At 65.5% G+C, this 19,283-nt stretch carries 21 protein-coding genes; 3 read left to right on the top strand and 18 right to left on the bottom strand.

From position 1 onward, the window contains the following. Positions 1 to 22 precede the first annotated feature (22 nt). Together ON058_RS03540 and tsaD are read right to left on the bottom strand one after the other, a co-directional pair. Positions 23 to 1,693, bottom strand: coding sequence for a glycoside hydrolase family 3 N-terminal domain-containing protein (locus ON058_RS03540; protein ID WP_274667634.1), 1,671 nt, complete (start codon positions 1,691 to 1,693; stop codon positions 23 to 25). Between the two features lie 54 nt (positions 1,694 to 1,747). Beyond that, positions 1,748 to 2,785, bottom strand: a complete 1,038-nt coding sequence (tsaD, locus tag ON058_RS03535; RefSeq protein ID WP_274667633.1) for a tRNA (adenosine(37)-N6)-threonylcarbamoyltransferase complex transferase subunit TsaD — start codon at positions 2,783 to 2,785, stop codon at positions 1,748 to 1,750. Positions 2,786 to 2,978: 193 nt separating this feature from the next. On the opposite strand from tsaD, the gene ON058_RS03530 reads away from it, so the two are divergent. Then, positions 2,979 to 3,575 (top strand): malonic semialdehyde reductase, encoded by a 597-nt coding sequence (locus ON058_RS03530; RefSeq protein WP_274667632.1) that lies wholly within the window; start codon positions 2,979 to 2,981, stop codon positions 3,573 to 3,575. Further along, complete coding sequence (locus ON058_RS03525) at positions 3,575 to 3,928, top strand: DUF3817 domain-containing protein (RefSeq protein WP_274667631.1); 354 nt, start codon at positions 3,575 to 3,577, stop codon at positions 3,926 to 3,928. The genes ON058_RS03530 and ON058_RS03525 overlap by 1 nt, the downstream gene beginning before the upstream one ends. Before the next feature lie 49 nt (positions 3,929 to 3,977). Here ON058_RS03525 and ON058_RS03520 read toward each other — a convergent pair whose 3' ends face one another. The 8 genes from ON058_RS03520 to glmS form a co-directional block, all read right to left on the bottom strand. After that, on the bottom strand, positions 3,978 to 4,667 hold the full coding sequence (locus ON058_RS03520) for a GNAT family N-acetyltransferase (RefSeq protein WP_274667630.1): 690 nt from the start codon (positions 4,665 to 4,667) through the stop codon (positions 3,978 to 3,980). A gap of 172 nt (positions 4,668 to 4,839) precedes the next feature. After that, positions 4,840 to 6,369, bottom strand: coding sequence for a SulP family inorganic anion transporter (locus ON058_RS03515; RefSeq protein WP_274667835.1), 1,530 nt, complete (start codon positions 6,367 to 6,369; stop codon positions 4,840 to 4,842). Between the two features lie 124 nt (positions 6,370 to 6,493). Further along, on the bottom strand, positions 6,494 to 6,964 hold the full coding sequence (rimI, locus tag ON058_RS03510; protein WP_274667834.1) for a ribosomal protein S18-alanine N-acetyltransferase: 471 nt from the start codon (positions 6,962 to 6,964) through the stop codon (positions 6,494 to 6,496). Positions 6,965 to 6,969: 5 nt separating this feature from the next. Further along, the gene (gene tsaB, locus ON058_RS03505) at positions 6,970 to 7,578 is read right to left on the bottom strand and encodes a tRNA (adenosine(37)-N6)-threonylcarbamoyltransferase complex dimerization subunit type 1 TsaB (protein ID WP_274667629.1); all 609 of its coding nucleotides are present in this window, start codon (positions 7,576 to 7,578) and stop codon (positions 6,970 to 6,972) included. A gap of 10 nt (positions 7,579 to 7,588) precedes the next feature. Next, a complete protein-coding gene (gene tsaE / locus ON058_RS03500) occupies positions 7,589 to 8,086 on the bottom strand; it encodes a tRNA (adenosine(37)-N6)-threonylcarbamoyltransferase complex ATPase subunit type 1 TsaE (RefSeq protein WP_274667628.1) in 498 nt (165 codons plus the stop codon). Further along, positions 8,083 to 9,189, bottom strand: a complete 1,107-nt coding sequence (alr, locus tag ON058_RS03495; protein ID WP_274667627.1) for an alanine racemase — start codon at positions 9,187 to 9,189, stop codon at positions 8,083 to 8,085. Before alr ends, tsaE begins: the two co-directional genes overlap by 4 nt. Next, complete coding sequence (locus ON058_RS03490) at positions 9,189 to 9,545, bottom strand: holo-ACP synthase (protein WP_274667626.1); 357 nt, start codon at positions 9,543 to 9,545, stop codon at positions 9,189 to 9,191. Before ON058_RS03490 ends, alr begins: the two co-directional genes overlap by 1 nt. A 10-nt stretch (positions 9,546 to 9,555) precedes the next feature. Further along, positions 9,556 to 11,421: a glutamine--fructose-6-phosphate transaminase (isomerizing) gene (glmS, locus tag ON058_RS03485; protein ID WP_274667625.1), complete on the bottom strand. Its 1,866-nt coding sequence runs from the start codon at positions 11,419 to 11,421 to the stop codon at positions 9,556 to 9,558. A gap of 81 nt (positions 11,422 to 11,502) precedes the next feature. Between glmS and coaA the strand changes: the two genes are divergently transcribed. Then, a complete protein-coding gene (coaA, locus tag ON058_RS03480) occupies positions 11,503 to 12,459 on the top strand; it encodes a type I pantothenate kinase (RefSeq protein WP_342452969.1) in 957 nt (318 codons plus the stop codon). Positions 12,460 to 12,465: 6 nt separating this feature from the next. Here the strand turns inward: coaA and ON058_RS03475 are convergent, their stop codons facing one another. From ON058_RS03475 to ON058_RS03440, 8 genes are all read right to left on the bottom strand, one after another. Next, complete coding sequence (locus tag ON058_RS03475) at positions 12,466 to 13,212, bottom strand: copper homeostasis protein CutC (RefSeq protein WP_274667624.1); 747 nt, start codon at positions 13,210 to 13,212, stop codon at positions 12,466 to 12,468. A 4-nt stretch (positions 13,213 to 13,216) separates the two neighbouring features. Then, positions 13,217 to 14,161, bottom strand: coding sequence for a DedA family protein (locus tag ON058_RS03470; protein ID WP_274667623.1), 945 nt, complete (start codon positions 14,159 to 14,161; stop codon positions 13,217 to 13,219). A 106-nt stretch (positions 14,162 to 14,267) separates the two neighbouring features. After that, the gene (gene glmM, locus ON058_RS03465; RefSeq protein WP_274667622.1) at positions 14,268 to 15,632 is read right to left on the bottom strand and encodes a phosphoglucosamine mutase; all 1,365 of its coding nucleotides are present in this window, start codon (positions 15,630 to 15,632) and stop codon (positions 14,268 to 14,270) included. Between the two features lie 10 nt (positions 15,633 to 15,642). After that, on the bottom strand, positions 15,643 to 16,122 hold the full coding sequence (gene rpsI / locus ON058_RS03460; RefSeq protein ID WP_274667621.1) for a 30S ribosomal protein S9: 480 nt from the start codon (positions 16,120 to 16,122) through the stop codon (positions 15,643 to 15,645). Positions 16,123 to 16,150: 28 nt separating this feature from the next. After that, positions 16,151 to 16,594 carry a 50S ribosomal protein L13 gene (gene rplM, locus ON058_RS03455; protein ID WP_274667620.1) on the bottom strand — a complete coding sequence of 148 codons (444 nt, stop codon included), beginning with the start codon at positions 16,592 to 16,594 and terminating at the stop codon, positions 16,151 to 16,153. Positions 16,595 to 16,759: 165 nt separating this feature from the next. After that, positions 16,760 to 17,674: a tRNA pseudouridine(38-40) synthase TruA gene (gene truA, locus ON058_RS03450; RefSeq protein WP_274667619.1), complete on the bottom strand. Its 915-nt coding sequence runs from the start codon at positions 17,672 to 17,674 to the stop codon at positions 16,760 to 16,762. Between the two features lie 56 nt (positions 17,675 to 17,730). Continuing rightward, positions 17,731 to 18,240, bottom strand: coding sequence for a 50S ribosomal protein L17 (rplQ, locus tag ON058_RS03445; RefSeq protein ID WP_274667618.1), 510 nt, complete (start codon positions 18,238 to 18,240; stop codon positions 17,731 to 17,733). Between the two features lie 18 nt (positions 18,241 to 18,258). Beyond that, positions 18,259 to 19,251, bottom strand: a complete 993-nt coding sequence (locus tag ON058_RS03440) for a DNA-directed RNA polymerase subunit alpha (protein ID WP_274667617.1) — start codon at positions 19,249 to 19,251, stop codon at positions 18,259 to 18,261. Positions 19,252 to 19,283: the final 32 nt, after the last annotated feature.

Raw genomic sequence — 19,283 nt, 5'->3', positions numbered from 1 at the left:
GCCGACGGTCACAGGACCCTCGTCAGGAACACACCTCGACGGGCAGGTCGAGAGCGACCGGCCACGTCCCACCTGGCGGAGCGGCACCCGTGAGGATGTCCGCGAGCGCATTCATGACAGAACCACTGCTGCCATACATCCCCACATACGTGCGCGCTTTCGCGTCTTCCAGCCCCCACGGACCTCGCAACGCCACCACGACATCGGCTGATGCTGCGGAGCTATCACTTCCCGTCAAGCCGATGCTGGTGCCGCCACTCCCCACCGTGACACCACGCGCTTCAAGCGCCTTGGTCAGTGCCGCCCGGTTACCGTCCGAGCCACCGGAGATCGTGACGCTGTCCCCGACCAGCGACCCCCCACACTCGGAGGTGGCCACCGTGGCACCAGCGAGCGCAAGGTCATACGCGTACCCTCCCCCGGCCTCGACGGACGTGTCGAGCCCCGCTTGCCAGCGCCCCGCCACGATCACCCGCGCCACCGCGTCATCCAACCGTGCGCGGTCCAGGTCTCCCGCCTCCACGGCCGCAACGATCGCATCACGTGCCGCCCGCGGATCCTGCGGCAGCAACACCACATCGGCTCCTGCAGCAAGAGCGGCCACTGCTGACTCCCCCGAATCCCACTCATCCTGGATCGCGCCCATGTTGAGCGCATCCGTCACCGCAAGCCCCGTGAATCCCAACTGCTCACGCAGGTAGCTGTACGCCTTGGGGTTGAGCGAGGCCGGGAGGTCACCCCACTCCTTCACCGCGATGTGGCCCATCATGACCGCCGGCGCACCCGCGTCAATCGCTTGGGCGAAAGGCACAAAGTCACGCTTCTCCAGCGTCGCGACCCGGTCCGTCTGAGCCGGCAGTCCGTAGTGGGAGTCCACGTCGACCGACCCGTGCCCCGGGAAGTGTTTGATGACGGGGACAACCCCGCCCTGCACGTAGCCACCGGTGGCGGCCACCACTGTGCTGGCGACGTTCTGCGGATCGTCGCCCGCTGCACGGGAACGAATGACGGGATCGCTCAGGCCCGCCGTGACATCGGCCACCGGCGCAAAGTCCATCGTGAAGCCCAGACTCCGGACATCGGCAGCCTGGTGCAGGTACGCCTGCGTCACCGCGGACTTGTCCCGCGCCGCGCCCGCCGCCATGAAACCAGGCATCCCAGGCACAACACCGCGCAAACGCGACACCGTGCCGCCCTCTTCGTCCACGCTGACGATCGTCCCCCAGTCGCGATCTCCACCCGCCTCGCGAATCGCCTGAGTAAGTTCACTCACTTGGTTGGCGCTCTCGACAGCGCCGCCCATCACGATGATGCCCGCCAAGTTCAGCTCAGCCACCAACTCCGCAGCACCAGCCGCATCAGGGCTGTTCCACTGCGCCACCACCACCTGGCCGGCAGCATCCTCCAGTGACAGTGCCTGCGCATCGGCCTTCGCCGCAGCGACCTCCGTCAACGACGGCCCCCACACCAAACCCGGGCCACGAACTTCAAGCGCTGGAAACAACGCACCCCACGTCCCCGCATCCGCCGGCACTCCTGGCACCGGCGACGCTGTCACCTCGCCCGCGTCATCCGCGTCGTCGTCCCCAGCGTCAGGTGCGCGCGACTCCTGCCCGGCCCCTGCATCGGACTGCTCCGGAGCGCCGCCCCACGGCGACGCCGTCACCACCATCGTCAATGTGAACGCCACCATCAGCGCAGCCAGCGCCCCCCACGCTGCCGAATGACGCCGGCCCGCCACAGCGACTCAAGCAACCACGCGAGTCAACGGCATCGACGAATCCACGCCGTAGCCCACACTCGACGGCGCGATCCCCCGCCGCACCACCGCAGACCCGAGCGCCGCAATCATCGCGCCGTTATCCGTGCAATACCGGATGGGCGGAATGCGGACATCAATGCCCGCCTCCTCACCGCGCCGGGTCGCCATCTCGCGCAGCTGCGAGTTGGCGGAGAAGCCACCGCCAATGACGAGGGTGTCAATGTCGTGCTCGCGGCACGCGTTGAGGGTTTTCATGACGAGCACGTCGGCCACGGCATCGGCGAACGATGCCGCGACGTCCTCGATCGGAATCTCGCGTCCCGCATCACGCTCACGCTCCACCCACCGCGCCACCGCGGTCTTGAGGCCAGAGAACGAAAAGTCATAGGCGTGCTTCTCTTGAAACTTGGGCGCAGTGAGGGCACGCGGGAACGGAATCGCAGTGGGGTCGCCTTCGCGTGCGAGGCGGTCAATGTGGGGTCCACCGGGGTACGGCAGTTCGAGCAGACGTCCCACCTTGTCGAAGGCCTCACCCGCAGCATCGTCCAGCGTGTGGCCAAGCTCCGTCACCTTGGTCGCGACATCGTCGATCTTCAGCAACGACGTGTGACCGCCCGACACCACCAGCGCCATGACCTTCTCAGGGAACTCACCGTGGACAAGCTCATCCACCGCCGCGTGGCCAATCACGTGGTTCACGCCATGCAGGGGCTTGCCCAACGCCACCGCAAGCGACTTCGCTGCCGCATTACCCACCGTCAACGAACCCACCAGGCCCGGACCCGCAGCAACCGCAATCGCATCCACGTCGCTCAGAGTCTTGCCCGCACGCGTGAGCGCCTCCTCAAGCGTGGGAACAAACGCCTCCAAATGAGCACGGCTCGCAACCTCAGGCACAATCCCGCCAAAGCGCGCATGCTCATCCATCGAGGACGCCGTCACATCCACCAGGAGTTCGGTGTCCTCCACAAGTGCCACACCCGTCTCATCGCAGGTGCTCTCAATTCCCAGTACCAAAGCCACGGCACGAGTCTAGTTGCTGAGTATGAGCCTCAGATGAGGGGGCAGCCGGGCCGTCCCTGACACCAACACTCTGGCAGACGCGGCGCGCCGGGCCCGACACGCCGCCCAGGCGAGCACCCTCATGTCAGGGACGGCACACACCCCGCACACCAACCGGACCAAGGACCCCAAAATCCACGCGACAATGGTTGACATGTCCCGTTTTACGCTCGACGCTGCCGCACGCGACGCGCTCTTTCTCGCAGCGCGCTCCACCCTGAACTTCTCCGATGAGCCGGTGTCCATGGATACCGTCCGCGACGTCTGGGACCTCATCAAGTGGGGACCCACCGCGTTCAACACCGTGCCGCTCCGCCTCGCCGCCATCACGTCCCAGGAAGGCCGCGCCCGCGTCACCCAGCACGCCGCCGCAGGCAACCAGGCCAAGGTGGAGTCCGCACCGCTCGTACTCGTGGCCGCACGTGACGACCGCTTCCACGACCACCACGCACTCACTGGCGGTTCACCGGACCTCGCCGCCAAACTCGAGGCCAATCCCGAGTCCCGCATCCGCACCGCACACACCAACGCGATGCTGCAGATTGGCTACCTGATCGTTGGCCTGCGTGGCGCCGGTCTCGCGGTGCGTCCCGTTGGCGGGTTCGACCGCGACGCCCTCGACGCCGACCTCTTCGACGACTCAACCTGGCGGTCCGAACTTATCCTCCTCGTGGGCCACCCAGCCGACGACCACGGAGCCGGCGACCGCAAGGGCCGCATCACCACCGACATCGCCATCAAGGAGTTCTAGTGACCCAGACAGCGCCGTCCCCCGCTGCCACCCGCACCCCCTTCGCCCACCTTCCTGCCACGTCCCGCGCCTATGTCGCGCTGGCGTTGGTGGAGGCGGTCACGTGGGCCGGCCTGCTGATCGGCATGCTGATGGAGCATGTGCTGCACGTCACCGAGCTGGGTGTCACCATCTTTGGCCCCATCCACGGCATCGCCTTCATGGTGTACGGCCTTGTCACGCTGATCGTCGCTTATCAACGCAAGTGGAGCCTGTGGGTTCTGCTGGCCGCACTCATCGCAGCCGTGCCGCCCTTCACCACCGTGCCCATGGAGATGTGGCTGCGCAAGACGGGCCGGCTCGACGCGGTCTAACTGGCGTTGTCGGTGGCGCTGCGGCCTTGTGCACGGCAGCAACTCGCGGTCAGGCTTCCTGGATCTGTTCCCGCACGGCCTCAGCACCGTCGATGACGAGAGGTGCTCCTAGTACGCCTAGGTTGTGGTCCCGCACTTCGCTCCAGCGTTCGCGGGTCATGCGCCACCGGTTCAGGATCGCGGCTTCGCCCTGGCGCACATCCCGTAGAAGGCCGTCCGGCTGGTACCCGGCCTTGCGTGACACCGCGTTGGAGGGTCCGTTGTCGTCATAGGCAGCCGAGGTGATGTGAGCCGCACCCAGGCCATCGAACATCAGCGCAAGCATCATGATCCGCATGCGGGTGCCGATCCCCTGTCCGTGATAGTCGAGGCCCAGCCAGGAGCCGGTCTCGGCTTCCTTGAGGACTGCCCAGTTCGTGCTGTGCGCGGCCTGCACGCCCACGGGCTTGCCGTCGCGTAGCACGGCGAGTTCGAGCACCAACACCTGCGGACTGACCTGGTTGCGGGCAGACCACTGATAGGTCAGAGCATTCCGAGCCACCTGGTCCGGGGTGCCTTGCGTCCACGGGACGGTGAACGGCGTAGCGCCATCCGCGTGGATGCCCTGTCCGGCGAGGTCTGCGACATCGAGCAACAGGGCGTCGTCCATCCAGCGCAGTTCCAGGTCGCCGGCGCGCACGCTCAGCGCGGCTGCAGGCCAGAGCCGTGCGAGGTCAGGGTCTACAGGGCGGTGCGACATGGCGCAACGCTAGCGACCGGGGGCAGCTTTCGCTACCCATCGCGACTGGTCCTGTGCAGAACTGACTGAGATACGGGACGTTGGGGCCGGACACGCCGGGCTTCAAGCGGGCCGATGCTGGAGTTCAGTCACTTTGGCACGCACCAGCAGCCCGCACAAGGGAGGTGCGGCGCTAGTGCCCGGCTCCGAGGTTCCCGGACAGTCGGCCGTGCCGTGCAGCGGAGTCGTCGTTCAAGCCGATGATCTCGACGGTCTTGCCACGGGACTCATACTTGGTCTTGACGGCATCGAGCGATGCGACGGTGGAGGCGTCCCAGATGTGGGCTCCGGACATGTCGATCACGATGCGCTGCGGGTCGCCGGAGTAGTCGAACTGGTACACCAGGTCGTTGGACGAGGCGAAGAACAGTTCTCCGGATACGGCGTACACGCGTTCGCCGTCTTCGTCGGAGGCATCGAGGCGGGTGACGGTGGTCATGTGGGCGACGCGGCGTGCGAACAACACCATGGCGACCAGGACGCCCGCGAGGACGCCGTAGGCCAGGTTGTGGGTGGCGACGGTCACGATGACGGTGATGAGCATCACTGCGGTTTCGGACTTGGGCATGGCGCGCAGGGTGCGGGGGTTGATGGAGTGCCAGTCGAAGGTGCCGACGGACACCATGATCATTACGGCTACCAGGGCCGCCATGGGGATGACGGCGACGATGTCGCCGAGTCCCACGACCAGGATGAGCAGGAATACACCTGCCAGGAATGTGGAGATGCGGGTGCGGGCACCGGAGGCCTTCACGTTGATCATGGTCTGGCCGATCATCGCGCAACCACCCATGCCGCCAAAGAAACCGGTGACGACGTTGGCGACGCCCTGGCCCCAGGCCTCGCGGGTCTTGTTGGAGTGGGTGTCGGTGACGTCATCGACGAGCTTCGCCGTCAGCAGGGACTCCAGCAGTCCCACGAGTGCCATGGCCATGGCGAAGGGGAACACGATCTGGAGGGTTTCCCATGTGAACGGCACGTCGGGGATGAGCAGTTCCGGCAGTGACTCGGGCAGTTCGCCTTCGTCTCCGACCGTGGGGACGTTGATGGCGGCGAGCACGGTGGTCGCGGTGAGCAGCACGATCGCAATGAGCGGTGCGGGCACAATCTGGGTCCACTTGGGAAGGAGCACCATGATGGCGATTCCCACAGCGACGAGCGGGTAGACGGCCCACGGCACGTCGACAAGGTGCGTGACCTGCGACATGAAGATGAGGATTGCGAGCGCGTTGACGAAGCCCACCATGACGGAGCGGGGAATGAAGCGCATCAACTTCGCGACGCCCAGGACGCCCATGAGCACTTGGAGTACACCTGCGACGATGACGGTCGCGATGAGGTAGTCGACTCCGTGGTCGGCGACCACGGGCGCCACCACGAGGGCAACGGCTCCGGTGGCGGCGGAGATCATCGCGGGGCGGCCACCAACGATCGCAATGGTGACGGCCATCGTGAAGGACGCGAACAGGCCGATGCGCGGGTCTACGCCGGCGATGATGGAGAACGCGATGGCTTCTGGGATGAGCGCGAGTGCGACGACGAGGCCGGCCAGCACTTCGGTCTTGAGCATGCGTGGTGAGCGCAGTGCGGCACGCACGGAGAAGGACGCGTCTGCTTCGGGTGCGCCGGTGACGGGGGTGGGTTGTGGTGCGGGGTCGGTCATCGGGGCGTTCGTTGACACAGGGGTGTCCTCACGGGTGTGCGGGAATGCTGCGGGCGGTGCGGTCTGGGCCGATGCGCGTGCGGGGCGCGCGTGCGCCTGCGCGCTGGGCAGACCGCCGCAGACCTTACCTCAATCGCTTGCGCATGACCAATGCGTCGACGCCTTCGGGTTGGTAGTAGCGGGCGCGGATGCGGACGTCTTCGAACCCGTAGGTGCGGTAGAGCGCGAGCGCGGAGCGGTTGGTCACGGCAACTTCGAGCCAGGCATCGGGCGCTTGAACGCGGGTCGCTTCGGCGAGGAAGTCCTCCATGAGGACCTTGCCGAGGCCTTGGCGTTGAGCTTCGGGGACGATGGCAAGGTTCATGAGGTGGAAGGCGTCACCTTCGAAGCCGTAGACGGCGTAGCCGGACAGGAGTCCGTCGACTTCGATCCCGCGCCACCGGGAGAAACCGTGGGTGAAGTCTTCGCGGATCAGTCCGATCGACCAGGCGGAGAGACCAAAGATGTCGCGTTCGCGTTGCGCTACCCATTCGAGGTCTTCGTACGTGAGGTCGCGGACCGCGACTTGGTCGCTGTCCCCGAGCGCGCCGGTCACTCCGATCAAGCGCCGGGTACTCCGTGAACGTCGGGGCGGCGCAGGTAGAGCGGTTCCAGCGGGAAGTCGGTGATGCCGGCCGATGCTTGGGTGCGGTAGACGCGGGCGAGCCAGGCAGGGTCGGGGTCGCCTCCTTCGGCACCGGGAAAGGCCTCGGGGTACAGCAGTGCGCCCCGGCCGATGACCGTGCCGTGTGGCTGAACGTCGGTGGCGGCGCAGACCTGTGGCCCATCGAGACGTTCGCCGTCGCGATACGTGGCCCAGTAGACCTCTTTGCGGCGGGCGTCCGTGACGACGGTGACGTCTCCTCCATGGGCGGCGGCGAGTGCATCCAGTGAGCACACGCCGTACACGGGAACGTTCCAAGCGAATCCCATGGTGCGGGCCGTCACCAGGCCCACACGCAAACCGGTGAAGGGGGCGGGGCCGGTTCCCACGACGATCGCTTCGATGTCGGCGCCGGTGGCGTCAGCATCGGCCAGCAAACCCTCGATGAACCCGCTGAGGAGCTCAGCGTGGCCGCGGGGGGCGAACTCGGCACGTTCGGCGAGCACAGCGTCGTCGCGGACGAGTGCTGCGGAGACTGCGGCGGAGGTGTCGATCGCGAGAATCACGAGGTCAAGCCTAGTTGTCGCTGAAGCTCACGTCTGCCCACCGGGACCCGTGGGCGCTGATGGTGACTTCCCTCGTGCCGCGATCCGGGTTCGCCAGGTCTACGTCTCCCCCGCGTTCACGTGCGAGCGTGATGTGGAGCCGGTCGGCCGCGAGCGCCTCGGCTTTGCCTTCGCCCCATTCCACGACGGTGACGGAATCTTCGAGCGTGGAGTCCAAGTCAAGGTCGTCGAGTTCCGCGAGCGACCCCAACCGGTAGGCGTCGACGTGGATCAGAGAGGGCCCGTTGACCTCCGAGGGGTGCGTGCGAGCAATGATGAAGGTGGGGCTCGCAATAGGTCCACGGACTCCGAGCGCGTCACCCAGGCCCTGCGTGAAGGTCGTCTTCCCTGCTCCCAGATCACCGGTGAGGATCAGCAGGTCTCCTGGCCGCAACTGTGGCGCGATGACCTCGGCGGCGAAGGTGCGCATGGCATCGGCGTCAGGGATGGTGATGGTCGCGGCGCTCACGCGCTCTCCTTGTCTCGTAGTCCACCAAAGCGGCAGACGATTTCGTAGTCGATGGTGTCGGTGGCGGTCGCCCAGTCCCGCGCAGTGGGGCCATCGGGACCGATGAGGGTGACGGTGTCGCCTTCGCACACCTCTGTTGCGGGGCCCAGGTCCACGACGAACTGATCCATGCAGACACGCCCCGCGATGCGGTAGCGACGGCCACGAATCTGAACTTCAGCACGGTTGCCACCGGAGCGGAACACTCCGTCGGCATAGCCGGCGCTGACAAGTCCCAGCGTGGTGCGGTACGGAGTGACGTACTCGTGCCCGTAGCTCACGCCCTGCCCTGCGGGGACGTCTTTCACGAGGACCACGCTGGAGCGCACCGCCATCGCGGGGCGTAGTCCAAAGTTCTGCCGCTCGGGGTCCTCCACCGGAGGAAGGCCGTAGACGGCAATGCCTGGTCGGACCAGATCAAAGTGAAGATCGGCCCGGGTGAGAGTGCATGCAGAGTTCGCAAGATGACGCACTTCGAGGTCAATGTCCCGCTCTTCCGCCAACACAATCGCGGCCCGGAAGTTCTCCGCCTGCACGTCGATGGTGGGATGACCGGGCTGATCCGCCCACGCCAAATGCGACCACATGCCCACGATGCGAACCAGGCCCTGGTCCTGGGCTGCCTGAGCCACTCCCAGCAGGTCCGGGAGGTCGTGAAGAGTCACCCCTTCACGGCCCAAACCAGTGTCGATACACAGGTGAACTCGTGGCGCGACGGTGAGGTCACGGGCCACCGCCACCATCTCCCCCAGGACATCGGCTGAACTGACCGACAGATCCACGTCGGCGGCGATGAGCGCACGCGCAGGCACCTCAGTGCCGTACAACCACGTGAAAATCCTGCCCGTGTCACCAGCGGCACGCAGCGCCAAAGCCTCGTGAGGTTGCGCAACACCCAGCCACGCCGCTCCCCCAGCCCGTGCGGCACGCGCGGCCTCCACGAGACCGTGACCGTAGGCATCGGCTTTCACCACCGCCATCACGTCAGCGTCAGTACGGGAACGTAGCGTGCGAACGTTCGCTGTGATCGCGTCGTAGTCGACGCTGACCTGCAGGGCGCTCATCAGTCTCCTTCCGCGACCACCACGGCGGAGGCGATGCCTGCGTCGTGGGACAACGACACATGCACGCTGGTGATGCCAAGCAACTCAGCGCGAGCGGCCACGGAGCCGCGCATCACCATGGTGGGACGCCCCCCATCTTCGCGCACCACCTCGCAGTCATGCCAATGCAAACCTGAGGGCGCGCCCAGGGCCTTCGCGAGCGCTTCCTTTGCCGCCCATCGGGCCGCCAGCGACGCCGTGCCGACGTCGCGTTCTGCCGGAGTGAAGACGCGCGTGACGAAGGTAGGAGACTTGCGGACCGTGTCTTCGAATCGCTCAATCGCGACTACGTCGATTCCGACGCCCTTCACGGCCATGCGTGCTCCTCTACTCGACTGTCACCGACTTCGCTAGATTACGCGGCTGATCGACGTCATACCCCTTCGCGGAGGCCAACTCCAGAGCAAAGATCTGCAACGGAATCACAGAAAGCAGCGGAGTCATCAGCACCGGCGCGCTAGGAACATAGAACACGTGCGCGGCGTGGTCGGCTGCCACGGTGTCCCCTTCTTCCGCAATCACCAAGGTGCGCGCACCGCGAGCGCGGACTTCCTGCACGTTCGACAGCACCTTCGAGTGCAGCGACTCGCGTCCGCGCGGGCTCGGCACCACGACGAACACCGGCTGGTCCTGTTCCACCAGCGCAATAGGCCCGTGCTTGAGCTCGCCAGCCGCGAAGCCCTCCGCATGGATGTACGCCAGCTCCTTGAGCTTGAGTGCACCCTCCATGGCCACGGGGAAGCCCACGTGCCGGCCCAGGAACAACACCGTCCGCTCGTCCGCCATGGAACGGGCGACCTCGCGAATGGGAGCTGCGGTGTCGAGGACGCGTTGGATCTTGGCCGGAATCTCATCGAGTTCTCGCAACAGCGCGTCGATCTCGTCGGGGAACTTATTGCCGCGCAGGTCCGCCAGGTAGATACCCAGCAAGTAGCCCGCGGTGATCTGCGCCAGGAAGGCCTTGGTCGATGCCACCGCAATCTCTGGCCCCGCACGGGTGTAGAGCACAGCATCGGCTTCACGCGCGATCGTGGACCCTTGCGCATTGACGATTCCGATGACGGTCGCACCCTGCTGCTGCGCGTGACGCACCGCCATGATGGTGTCCATCGTCTCGCCGGACTGGCTGACCGCGACCACGAGCGTCTTCACGGAGACGATGGGGTCTCGGTAGCGGAACTCGTGGGCGAGTTCGACCTCGACAGGCACACGTGTCCAGTGCTCGATCGCGTAGCGGGCGACCTGGCCGGCGTAGGCCGCGGTGCCGCAAGCGATCACGATGATCTTGTCGATGGACTTCAGGACGTACTCGTCGACGATTCCTTCGTCGAGCTTGAGCCGGCCCTGGTCGTCGACGCGGCCACGGAGAGTGTCGGCGACGGCGGCAGGCTGGTCGTGGATCTCTTTGTCCATGAAGGTCGCGAACCCGCCCTTTTCGGCCGCGGCGGCGTCCCAGTCCACGTGATACGGCTCGCGGCTGACGGGGTTGCCGTGGGTGTCGGTGACGGTGACGGAGTCGGGTGTGATTTCGACGACTTCGTCTTGTCCCAGTTCTAGCGCAGAGCGGGTGTGCTCGATAAACGCCACCACGTCCGAGCCAAGGAAGTTCTCGCCTTCACCGAGTCCCACCACCAGCGGTGAGTTGCGGCGCGCGCCCACGACCGTGTGGGGGTCCGATGCGTCGACGGCCAGGAGGGTGAAGGCACCTTCGAGGCGGCGGGCGGCGCTACGCATGGCGTCTGCGAGGCTGAGGCCGGATTCGACGAGCGATCCCAGCAGATGTCCCGCGACTTCCGTGTCGGTGTCGGAGAGGAAGTCGATTCCTTGCGCGGCGAGTTCGTCGCGCAACGGACCGTGGTTCTCGATGATGCCGTTGTGAATGACAGCGATGCGTCCACCCGCGGCAAGGTGGGGGTGGGCGTTCGCGTCCGTGGGCGGGCCGTGCGTGGCCCAGCGGGTGTGGCCGATGGCAGCGGTGCCTGCCGGCAACGGCGTTTCCTCGAGCGCTTCTGCGAGCCGAGCTAGCTTGCCAGCCTTCTTGGCGGTGGCGACTCGGGACCGGTCATCCGTCACCAAAGCGATGCCTGCCGAGTCGTATCCCCGGTACTCCAAACGCGCCAGTCCGCCCATGACGACGGCCTGCGCTCGACCCCCATCAGCTAATTTGCTGACGTATCCAACAATTCCGCACATGGCGACGAGTGTACGTCCCTGCGCGGCCCACTCCGTGCAGCCACGACGGGCCCTCGTGCTGCCATACGCAAGAATGGGACCGTGAGCGAACGCATTCCCGTGGACGGCGCCAGTCCCTTCGTCACCTTCAATCGCGACGAATGGGCCGCGCTCGCCGATTCCACTCCCCTCCCGCTGACCCAGGACGACATCACCCGTGTCCGCGGCCTCGGCGACCCCATCGACCTGCGGGAAGTCGACCGGATCTACCGGCCCCTGTCCCGACTACTCGACCTCTACGCATCGGCCGTGGGTGGCCTCCACGACGCCACCAGCGCATTCCTAGGCGAACGATCACGGCGCACCCCCTACGTCATCGGCATCGCTGGTTCCGTCGCGGTCGGCAAATCCACCACCGCACGTGTCCTGCGAGAACTGATGGCGCGTTGGCCCGGAACCCCGCGCGTGGAGCTGCTCACCACTGACGGCTTCCTCCACCCCAACGCTGTCCTCAAGGAACGCGGCCTCCTGCAACGCAAAGGCTTCCCCGAGTCCTACGACCGTCGCGCGCTGCGCCAGTTCATTGCCGACGTCAAGTCAGGGGTGCCAGAAGTCCACGCCCCCGTGTACTCCCACATCACCTACGACATCGTCCCCGGGCAAGTCACCACCGTGCACCAGCCGGACATCCTCATCGTGGAGGGCCTCAACGTCCTGCAGCCCGCGAGCACGCGCGACTTGGACGAGACCGCGCTGGCAGTCTCCGACTACTTCGATGTGTCGATCTACGTCGACGCCGAACCGTCCGACGTCCGCCAGTGGTACATCGAACGCTTCCTGTCACTGCGCAAGACCGCGTTCTCACGGCCGGACTCGTACTTCATCAACTACGCCGACCTCTCCGACGAAGAAGCGGTCGAAAGGGCCAGCCAGATCTGGGACTCCATCAACGCCCCCAACCTGGCCCGCAACATCGCCCCCACCAAGTCGCGCGCCACCATCATCCTGTCCAAGGGCGCCAACCATCAGGTGGAATCCGTCCACATGCGCAAGCTGTAGCTGGGCTCAGGCCAACGCTGCGACGATCCGTTCCACCTCGGCACGGTCCGTGGTGGACTCGCCCAGCGGCGCGGCCGCGTCTGACAGCGCCACCCTTGCCGAGGGTGCCCGCATGTGAACTTCCGTGAGGTGCGCATCGTGCACCACCTGCGCCACGTTGTGCGCACGCAGCCCGCCTGATCCGATCACCGTGAGCTGCTCTCCCCCGGCGTCCACCATGCGGCGCAGCCCGTCCACGTCCGCCACGGACGCATGACCGCCCGTGGTCAGCACTCGGTCGTACCCCATGCCCGCAAGTACCTGCATGGCAGCCACCGGGTCCGGAGTAGCGTCGATTCCGCGGTGGAAGGTCAGCGGAGCCGGGCCCGCAGCGTCCCGGAGAGCCGATGCTGCGGTCACGTCGACGTGCCCGTCTACCGTGAGCGCGCCCACCACAAAGCCAAGAGGACCCCCCGGCCACAGCGTCCGCATGCGGGCAATGTCAGCAGCCATTGCCGCGACTTCCTCAGGGGTGTAGACAAAGTCGCCTGCGCGCGGCCGGATCAACACCTGCACGCCGCTGGGTGGCGCCGCGGCGACAGCGTGGTCGACGAGTGCGTCGGAGGGTGTCAGCCCACCTGTGCTGACGTCTGCACAGATTTCGAGGCGGTCGGCGCCTCCTTGGACGGCGGCGTCGACACCGCCCAGGTCCTCGACACAGATTTCGATGAGCACGTGGCGACCGGGGGCCGCGCTGTGAGCAGGTGCTGCCATGTGCTCAATCTTTCCCTGAGGAGGCTCCGTTGTCTCGACGAGAGTCCATGTCCTCAGGCTCATCCTGTGTCGATGGACTCTCCTCCGATTCAGCGCTGACTGCCGCGTCCTCATCTCCGTCATCTTTCTTGCGACGGATGGGGATCTGCCCGGTGATGGACTCCATGCGCTGTTCACGGCGTTCGTGACGCTCTTCCTTGCGCTCCGCACGGTCTTCACGCCGTGCCTCACGCTGGCGTTCGATCTCTTCAGCCCGGGCACGCTGCTCCGGGGTCATCAGCTGATCGATATCGGCGGCGAGGTCAGGAAGCTCAGGCTGCGTGATGCCAAAGCGAGCCAGGATCTTCTCGACCAGAAGGCCCAGCACCACACCGCCGATCACACCAATCACGATCGACAAGAGCAAGTTGTGATCGAACAGGGCGCCAAAGAACCACCCGAGCGCCACCGAGTAGGTGGCCCAAATCACGGCACCGATCGCGTCCGTACCCATGAAGCGTTTGCGTGGGTATCGCAGTGCACCGGCACCAATGTTGACCGCTACGCGGCCCATGGGGATGAAACGCGCCGCAATGATGAACGAGGTTCCGCGACGTTCCAAGGCATGTTCGGCCCAGTCGAGCGTGGTGCGCCCGCGCGGGGTCCGGAAGATGCGGAACTTCCGGACATCAAGTTTGGAGCCGATCAGGTACGCGATCTGGTCTCCACACCACGCGCCCGTGGCGGCAAAAAGCCAGATGAACCACACGATCGGCGTGCCTTCATGCACCCAGGCAGTGGTGGTGGCGATCACGACCGATTCACTGGGCACCACCGGAAAAAAGCCGTCAATCACGGTCAGCAGGAAGATGCCCGGATAGATCCACAACGACTCGGTGAAGTCGAGGATGTAGTTCTCCACCGTCGAGGAAAAGTGGAGAATCCAATCGGTGAAGGTAGGGTCGGTCACTCGCCAAGTCTGTCAGGCTCACCGACCCCGCGCGATGGGGTATCCCCCTGAACGCGGTCACAGCCGGACTCCGGTGCGTATCAGGGGGCGTCACCCCCGTAGGCCACTACGGCAGAGCCAGTGCCTCGCGCACCACCGCTGCCAAGTCATCGGCGTGGCGCTGCGCATCGGCGAGCGTGGTAGCTTCCACCATCACCCGCACCAACGGCTCTGTGCCTGAAGGGCGCAGCAGCACGCGGCCATCGTTGCCAAGTTCACGGCGCGATGCCGAGACCGCTTGCTGGACCCGGTTATCGCTGTAGACGCGGGCACGGTCAACATCCTTGACGTTGATCATGACCTGCGGCAGCATCTCGATCGCTTCGCACTGCTCTTGCAGCGAACCGCCGGCCTTCACCACGGCCCCCACCAACAGCGAAGTCAACACGCCATCACCGGTGGTCGCATACTCCGAGGCGATGATGTGGCCCGACTGCTCGCCACCAAGCGTGTAGCCACCCTCGCGCATAGCCTCCAGCACGTACCGGTCACCCACCGCTGCTTCGATGATGTCGATTCCGTGGGCGCTCATGGCTCGGTGGAGTCCCAGGTTGCTCATCACGGTCGCGACCAAAGTGTCGTGGTACAGCACACCCGCTTGCTTCATGGCGAGCGCGAGCAGCCCCATGATCTCATCTCCGTTGACCACGGCCCCCGTGTGATCCACAGCGAGGCATCGGTCGGCGTCGCCGTCGTACGCCACGCCCAGGTCGGCGCGCTTCGCGACAACTTCCGCCTGCAGTGCCTGCATGTGTGTGGAGCCCGCGCCGTCATTGATGTTGAAGCCATTGGGTTCGGCGTGCAGCACGTGGACCGTTGCTCCGGCAGCTTCGAGAGCCCGGGGGCCTACCTCGAAAGCCGCACCATGAGCAGCATCGGCCACGATGGTGAGCCCTTCGAGGGGCTTGGCAACTCCGGCGAACTCCGTGACCGCGCGGTGGATGTGGTCCACATACTCCTGCGACAAGTCGGAGGCGTCCTTGATGGCCCCTACGGCTTCTCCGGTGGGACGCGACCACGCGGCGCCAAGGCCCGCTTCGATGGCGTCTTCGATGCCATCGTCAAGTTTGTGTCCACCGCGGGCGAAGAACTTGATGCCGTTGTCCGGCATGGGGTTGTGTGACGCGGAAATCACGACACCCAGGTCAGCTCCGGTGGAAGCCGTCAGGTATGCGATGCCGGGCGTGGGGAGGACACCAACGTCCAACACATCCACACCCGCCGATGCGAGACCGGCAGCTACAGCGTGCGACAGGAACTGGCCGGACACACGCGTGTCACGGCCCACCACCGCACGGGGACGATGCCCGGAGAAGTCTCCGCGTTGAGCGAGGACCCGGGCTGCAGAAACAGAGAGGTCCACGGCCAGCTCTGCCGTAATGAAACGGTTAGCTAGGCCGCGGACCCCGTCCGTACCAAAAAGTCGCGCCATGCGCGAAATGTTAACGCTTCGAGTACTGAGGCGCGCGACGGGCCTTCTTCAGACCAGCCTTCTTACGCTCAACCACACGTGCGTCACGGGTCAGGAAGCCTGCCTTCTTGAGCACGGGACGGTTGGTCTCAGCGTCGATCTCGTTCAGCGCACGGGCCACGCCCAGGCGCAGCGCGCCGGCCTGACCCGAGGGGCCACCACCGGTGATGCGAGCGTGAACGTCGAACTTGCCCTCGATGTCGAGGAGCGCGAACGGCGAGTTCACCAGCTGCTGGTGAACCTTGTTCGGGAAGTACTCCTCGAGCGAACGGCCGTTGATCTTCCACTGGCCGGAGCCGGGGACCAGGCGCACACGAGCGATAGCTTCCTTGCGGCGGCCAAGGCCAGCGCCGGGTGCGATCGCCGAGGTGCCCTTGCCGCGCTCGGGAGCGGACTCGGAGGTGTACTCGGTGGGGGTGTCGTTCTCGACGGTCTCAGTCACGTCTGCCACTTTCGATCAGTCCTTCTGCTGCGCGCGCTTACTGCGCGACCTGCGAAATCTCGAACGCCTGCGGCTGCTGCGCGGCGTGGGGGTGCTCGGAGCCTGCGTAGACCTTGAGCTTGGAAATCTGGGCACGGCCGAGCTTGGTCTTGGGCAGCATGCCCTTAACCGCGTTCTCGATGACGCGCTGAGGGTTCTTCTCGAGCAGTTCGCCGATCGGCACTGCCGACAGGCCGCCCGGGTAACCGGAGTGGCGGTAGACCATCTTGTCGCTGGCCTTGTTGCCGGACAGGGAGATCTTCTCCGCGTTGATCACGATGACGAAGTCGCCGTTGTCGACGTGGGGGGCAAAGGTCGCCTTGTGCTTGCCGCGGAGCAGCGCAGCAGCCTGGGAGGCCAGACGACCGAGAACCACGTCAGTTGCATCGATGACGTACCAGTTCTTGGTCACGTCACCCGGCTTGGGGGAATACGTACGCACTGTTAAGCCTTCTTCACTGGTCAGGTGGGTGACAGCCGATATGACTGTCGAAGTGTTCGGTCGGCGGATCCTTAAGGCAGGCGAGTGGGAGGCGCCATTCCTCGGGAACGCACAACGACAGACGAGTCTACCGGCGCGCCCCCTTGACGGTCAATTCCTGACCACTCAGCAGCCCTCGGAGCCCGCAAGCACGTCCGAACTGTCGCGTCGTGCCCGGGTTCGGGAAGCTCGCGACCCCAGATCGGCATCGGCCGGATAGCTCACCTGTTCAAGTGTCAACCCGTGCGCGGGCGCGACCGCCACGGCCTGTGACCGCGCAGCGCTCTCCGCCACCTCAGCAAGCCACGTCAGGTCCCTGCGCCCCTGCCCCACCGGCATCACTGCGCCCACCAAGGACCGCACCATGGAGTGACAAAAGGCATCGGCTCGCACCGTGGCCACGACGAGACCCGTGTCAGGCCCACTGCTGAGCCGTGCCCACGAGAACTCCTTGAGCTCCCGGATCGACGTGGCTCCCTCGCGGGCCTTGCAGAACGCGGCAAAATCCCGCAAGCCAGTCAGAGTGGCAGATGCCGCATTCAGCGAATCGATGTCGAGCGAGTCGTCCACCCACCACACATGCCGACGCGCCAGTGGATCGCGCAGCGCACGGTCATCGCACACGCGGTACGCGTAACGCCGCTCCGTGGCAGAGAAACGCGCGTCAAAGCCCTCAGGAGCGACCGTGACGTCATGGACGGTGATGTCCGCAGGGGTGACGCCATCGAGGCGGTCCCGCAGGCCCACCTCGGGCGTACGGTCTGAACGTCCCGGCATCTTTGCCCACGCGGCCGCAGGCACATCCACATGCGCCACCTGACCCCGGGCGTGAACCCCCGCATCGGTCCGCCCCGCCACCGTCAAACGCAACGGAGCAGGCTCCCCCGTCGCTGGGTCACGGACGATTCGCGACAGCCCTGCCTCAAGCTCACCTTGCACGGTGCGCAAGGCAGGCTGCGCGGCCCAACCGGCAAAGTCGGTGCCGTCATAGGAAAAAACGAGGCGGGCCCTCACAACATCACTGGAATCCAGTTCAGTCATGAGAGCCCGCCTCGCGATACAGACTTCCCCGCCATGACAGCGGGCTCAGTCGTGAATTACTTGTCGTCGCCCTCGGCAGCTTCGGTGGTCTCTTCGACCTCTTCAGCCTTGGCCTCTTCGACGGGCTCCTCGACCTTGTCGGCCTTCTTCGGAGCAGCCTTCTTGGTGGCCTTCTCTGCCTCAGCCTTGACGGCCTTCTTGGCGGGGGCACCGAACTCCACGAGCTCGATCACTGCGAGGGGAGCGTTGTCGCCCTTGCGGTTACCGACCTTCGTGATGCGGGTGTAGCCACCGTCGCGCTCGGCAAAGCCGGGGCCGATCTCGGTGAACAGGGTGTGGACCACGCCCTTGTCCGACAGCAGACCCAGCACCTTGCGGCGCGAGGCGAGGTCGCCGCGCTTGGCGAAGGTGATGAGACGCTCTGCGTAGGGGCGAAGGCGCTTGGCCTTGGTCACGGTGGTGGTGATGCGGCCGTGCTCGAACAGGCTCTGCGCGAGGTTCGCCAGCATCTGACGCTCGTGCGCAGGACCGCCGCCGAGGCGGGCACCCTTGGTGGGGGTAGGCATTGTGCTTGGTTCTCCTTGTTACTGGTCGCTGCCCGAGAAGTACACGCCGGCTGCAGAGCCGCCGTCGTACTCGGTGCCGCCGTCCTTGAGGGTGAAGCCCAGTTCCTGGAGCTTCTCCTTGACCTCGGTGATGGACTTCTGGCCGAAGTTGCGGATGTCCATGAGGTCGGCTTCCGAGCGGGCGGTCAGTTCGCCCACCGTGTGGATGCCCTCGCGCTTGAGGCAGTTGTACGAACGCTGGGTGAGGTTCAGCTCTTCGATGGGCTGGTTGTAGTCCTCTTCGAGGGTCTCGTCGGAGTCCGACGGACCGATCTCGATACCCTCGGCTGCCTCGTTCAGGCCCTTGGCGAGCGAGAACAGTTCCACCAGGGTGGAACCAGCGGAAGCCAGTGCATCGCGAGGCGAGATGGCGTTCTTGGTCTCCACATCGATGATCAGCTCGTCGAAGTCGGTGCGCTGTGCCACACGGGTGGCTTCCACCTTGTAGGTGACCTTGAGCACCGGCGAGTAGATCGAGTCAACGGGGATCTGGCCGATCTCCGCGTCGTAGCTCTTGTTCATCGAAGCGGGGACGTAGCCACGGCCACGCTCCACGGTCAGCTCGACCTCGAACTTTGCCTTCGAGTTGAGCGTCGCGATGTGCAGCTCGGGGTTGTGGATCTCGACGCCGGCGGGCGGTGCGATGTCAGCGGCGGTCACGGCGCCAGCGCCGGACTTCCGCAGGTACATCACGACCGGCTCGTCGTTCTCCGAGGAGACCACGAGGTTCTTCAGGTTAAGCAGGATCTCAGTCACGTCCTCCTTCACGCCCTCAATGGTCGTGAATTCGTGGAGGACGCCCTCGAAACGCACCGACGTCACTGCTGCGCCCGGGATGGACGACAGCAGGGTGCGACGGAGCGAGTTGCCGAGCGTGTAGCCGAAGCCAGGCTCGAGCGGCTTGAGAGAGAACTGCGAACGGTTGTCCGAAATGACCTTCTCGGTCAGCGTGGGACGCTGTGCGATCAGCACGGTTCATTTCCTTTCCGAGCACCCGCTATTTG

Source organism: Demequina sp. B12, assembly GCF_028823635.1.
In the GTDB taxonomy this organism is placed as follows: domain Bacteria; phylum Actinomycetota; class Actinomycetes; order Actinomycetales; family Demequinaceae; genus Demequina.
The sequence above is the reverse complement of the archived record's forward strand: the minus strand, read 5'-3'. Positions and strand labels throughout refer to the sequence as shown.

Coding starts and splice junctions, on each gene's coding strand:
- ON058_RS03540 (WP_274667634.1), bottom strand. CDS start 1,693: ATGGTGGCGTTCACATTGACGATGGTGGTGACGGCGTCGCCGTGGGGC.
- ON058_RS03530 (WP_274667632.1), top strand. CDS start 2,979: ATGTCCCGTTTTACGCTCGACGCTGCCGCACGCGACGCGCTCTTTCTC.
- ON058_RS03520 (WP_274667630.1), bottom strand. CDS start 4,667: ATGTCGCACCGCCCTGTAGACCCTGACCTCGCACGGCTCTGGCCTGCA.
- ON058_RS03515 (WP_274667835.1), bottom strand. CDS start 6,369: ATGACCGACCCCGCACCACAACCCACCCCCGTCACCGGCGCACCCGAA.
- alr (WP_274667627.1), bottom strand. CDS start 9,189: ATGAGCGCCCTGCAGGTCAGCGTCGACTACGACGCGATCACAGCGAAC.
- ON058_RS03490 (WP_274667626.1), bottom strand. CDS start 9,545: ATGGCCGTGAAGGGCGTCGGAATCGACGTAGTCGCGATTGAGCGATTC.
- glmS (WP_274667625.1), bottom strand. CDS start 11,421: ATGTGCGGAATTGTTGGATACGTCAGCAAATTAGCTGATGGGGGTCGA.
- ON058_RS03475 (WP_274667624.1), bottom strand. CDS start 13,212: ATGGCAGCACCTGCTCACAGCGCGGCCCCCGGTCGCCACGTGCTCATC.
- glmM (WP_274667622.1), bottom strand. CDS start 15,632: ATGGCGCGACTTTTTGGTACGGACGGGGTCCGCGGCCTAGCTAACCGT.
- truA (WP_274667619.1), bottom strand. CDS start 17,674: ATGACTGAACTGGATTCCAGTGATGTTGTGAGGGCCCGCCTCGTTTTT.
- rplQ (WP_274667618.1), bottom strand. CDS start 18,240: ATGCCTACCCCCACCAAGGGTGCCCGCCTCGGCGGCGGTCCTGCGCAC.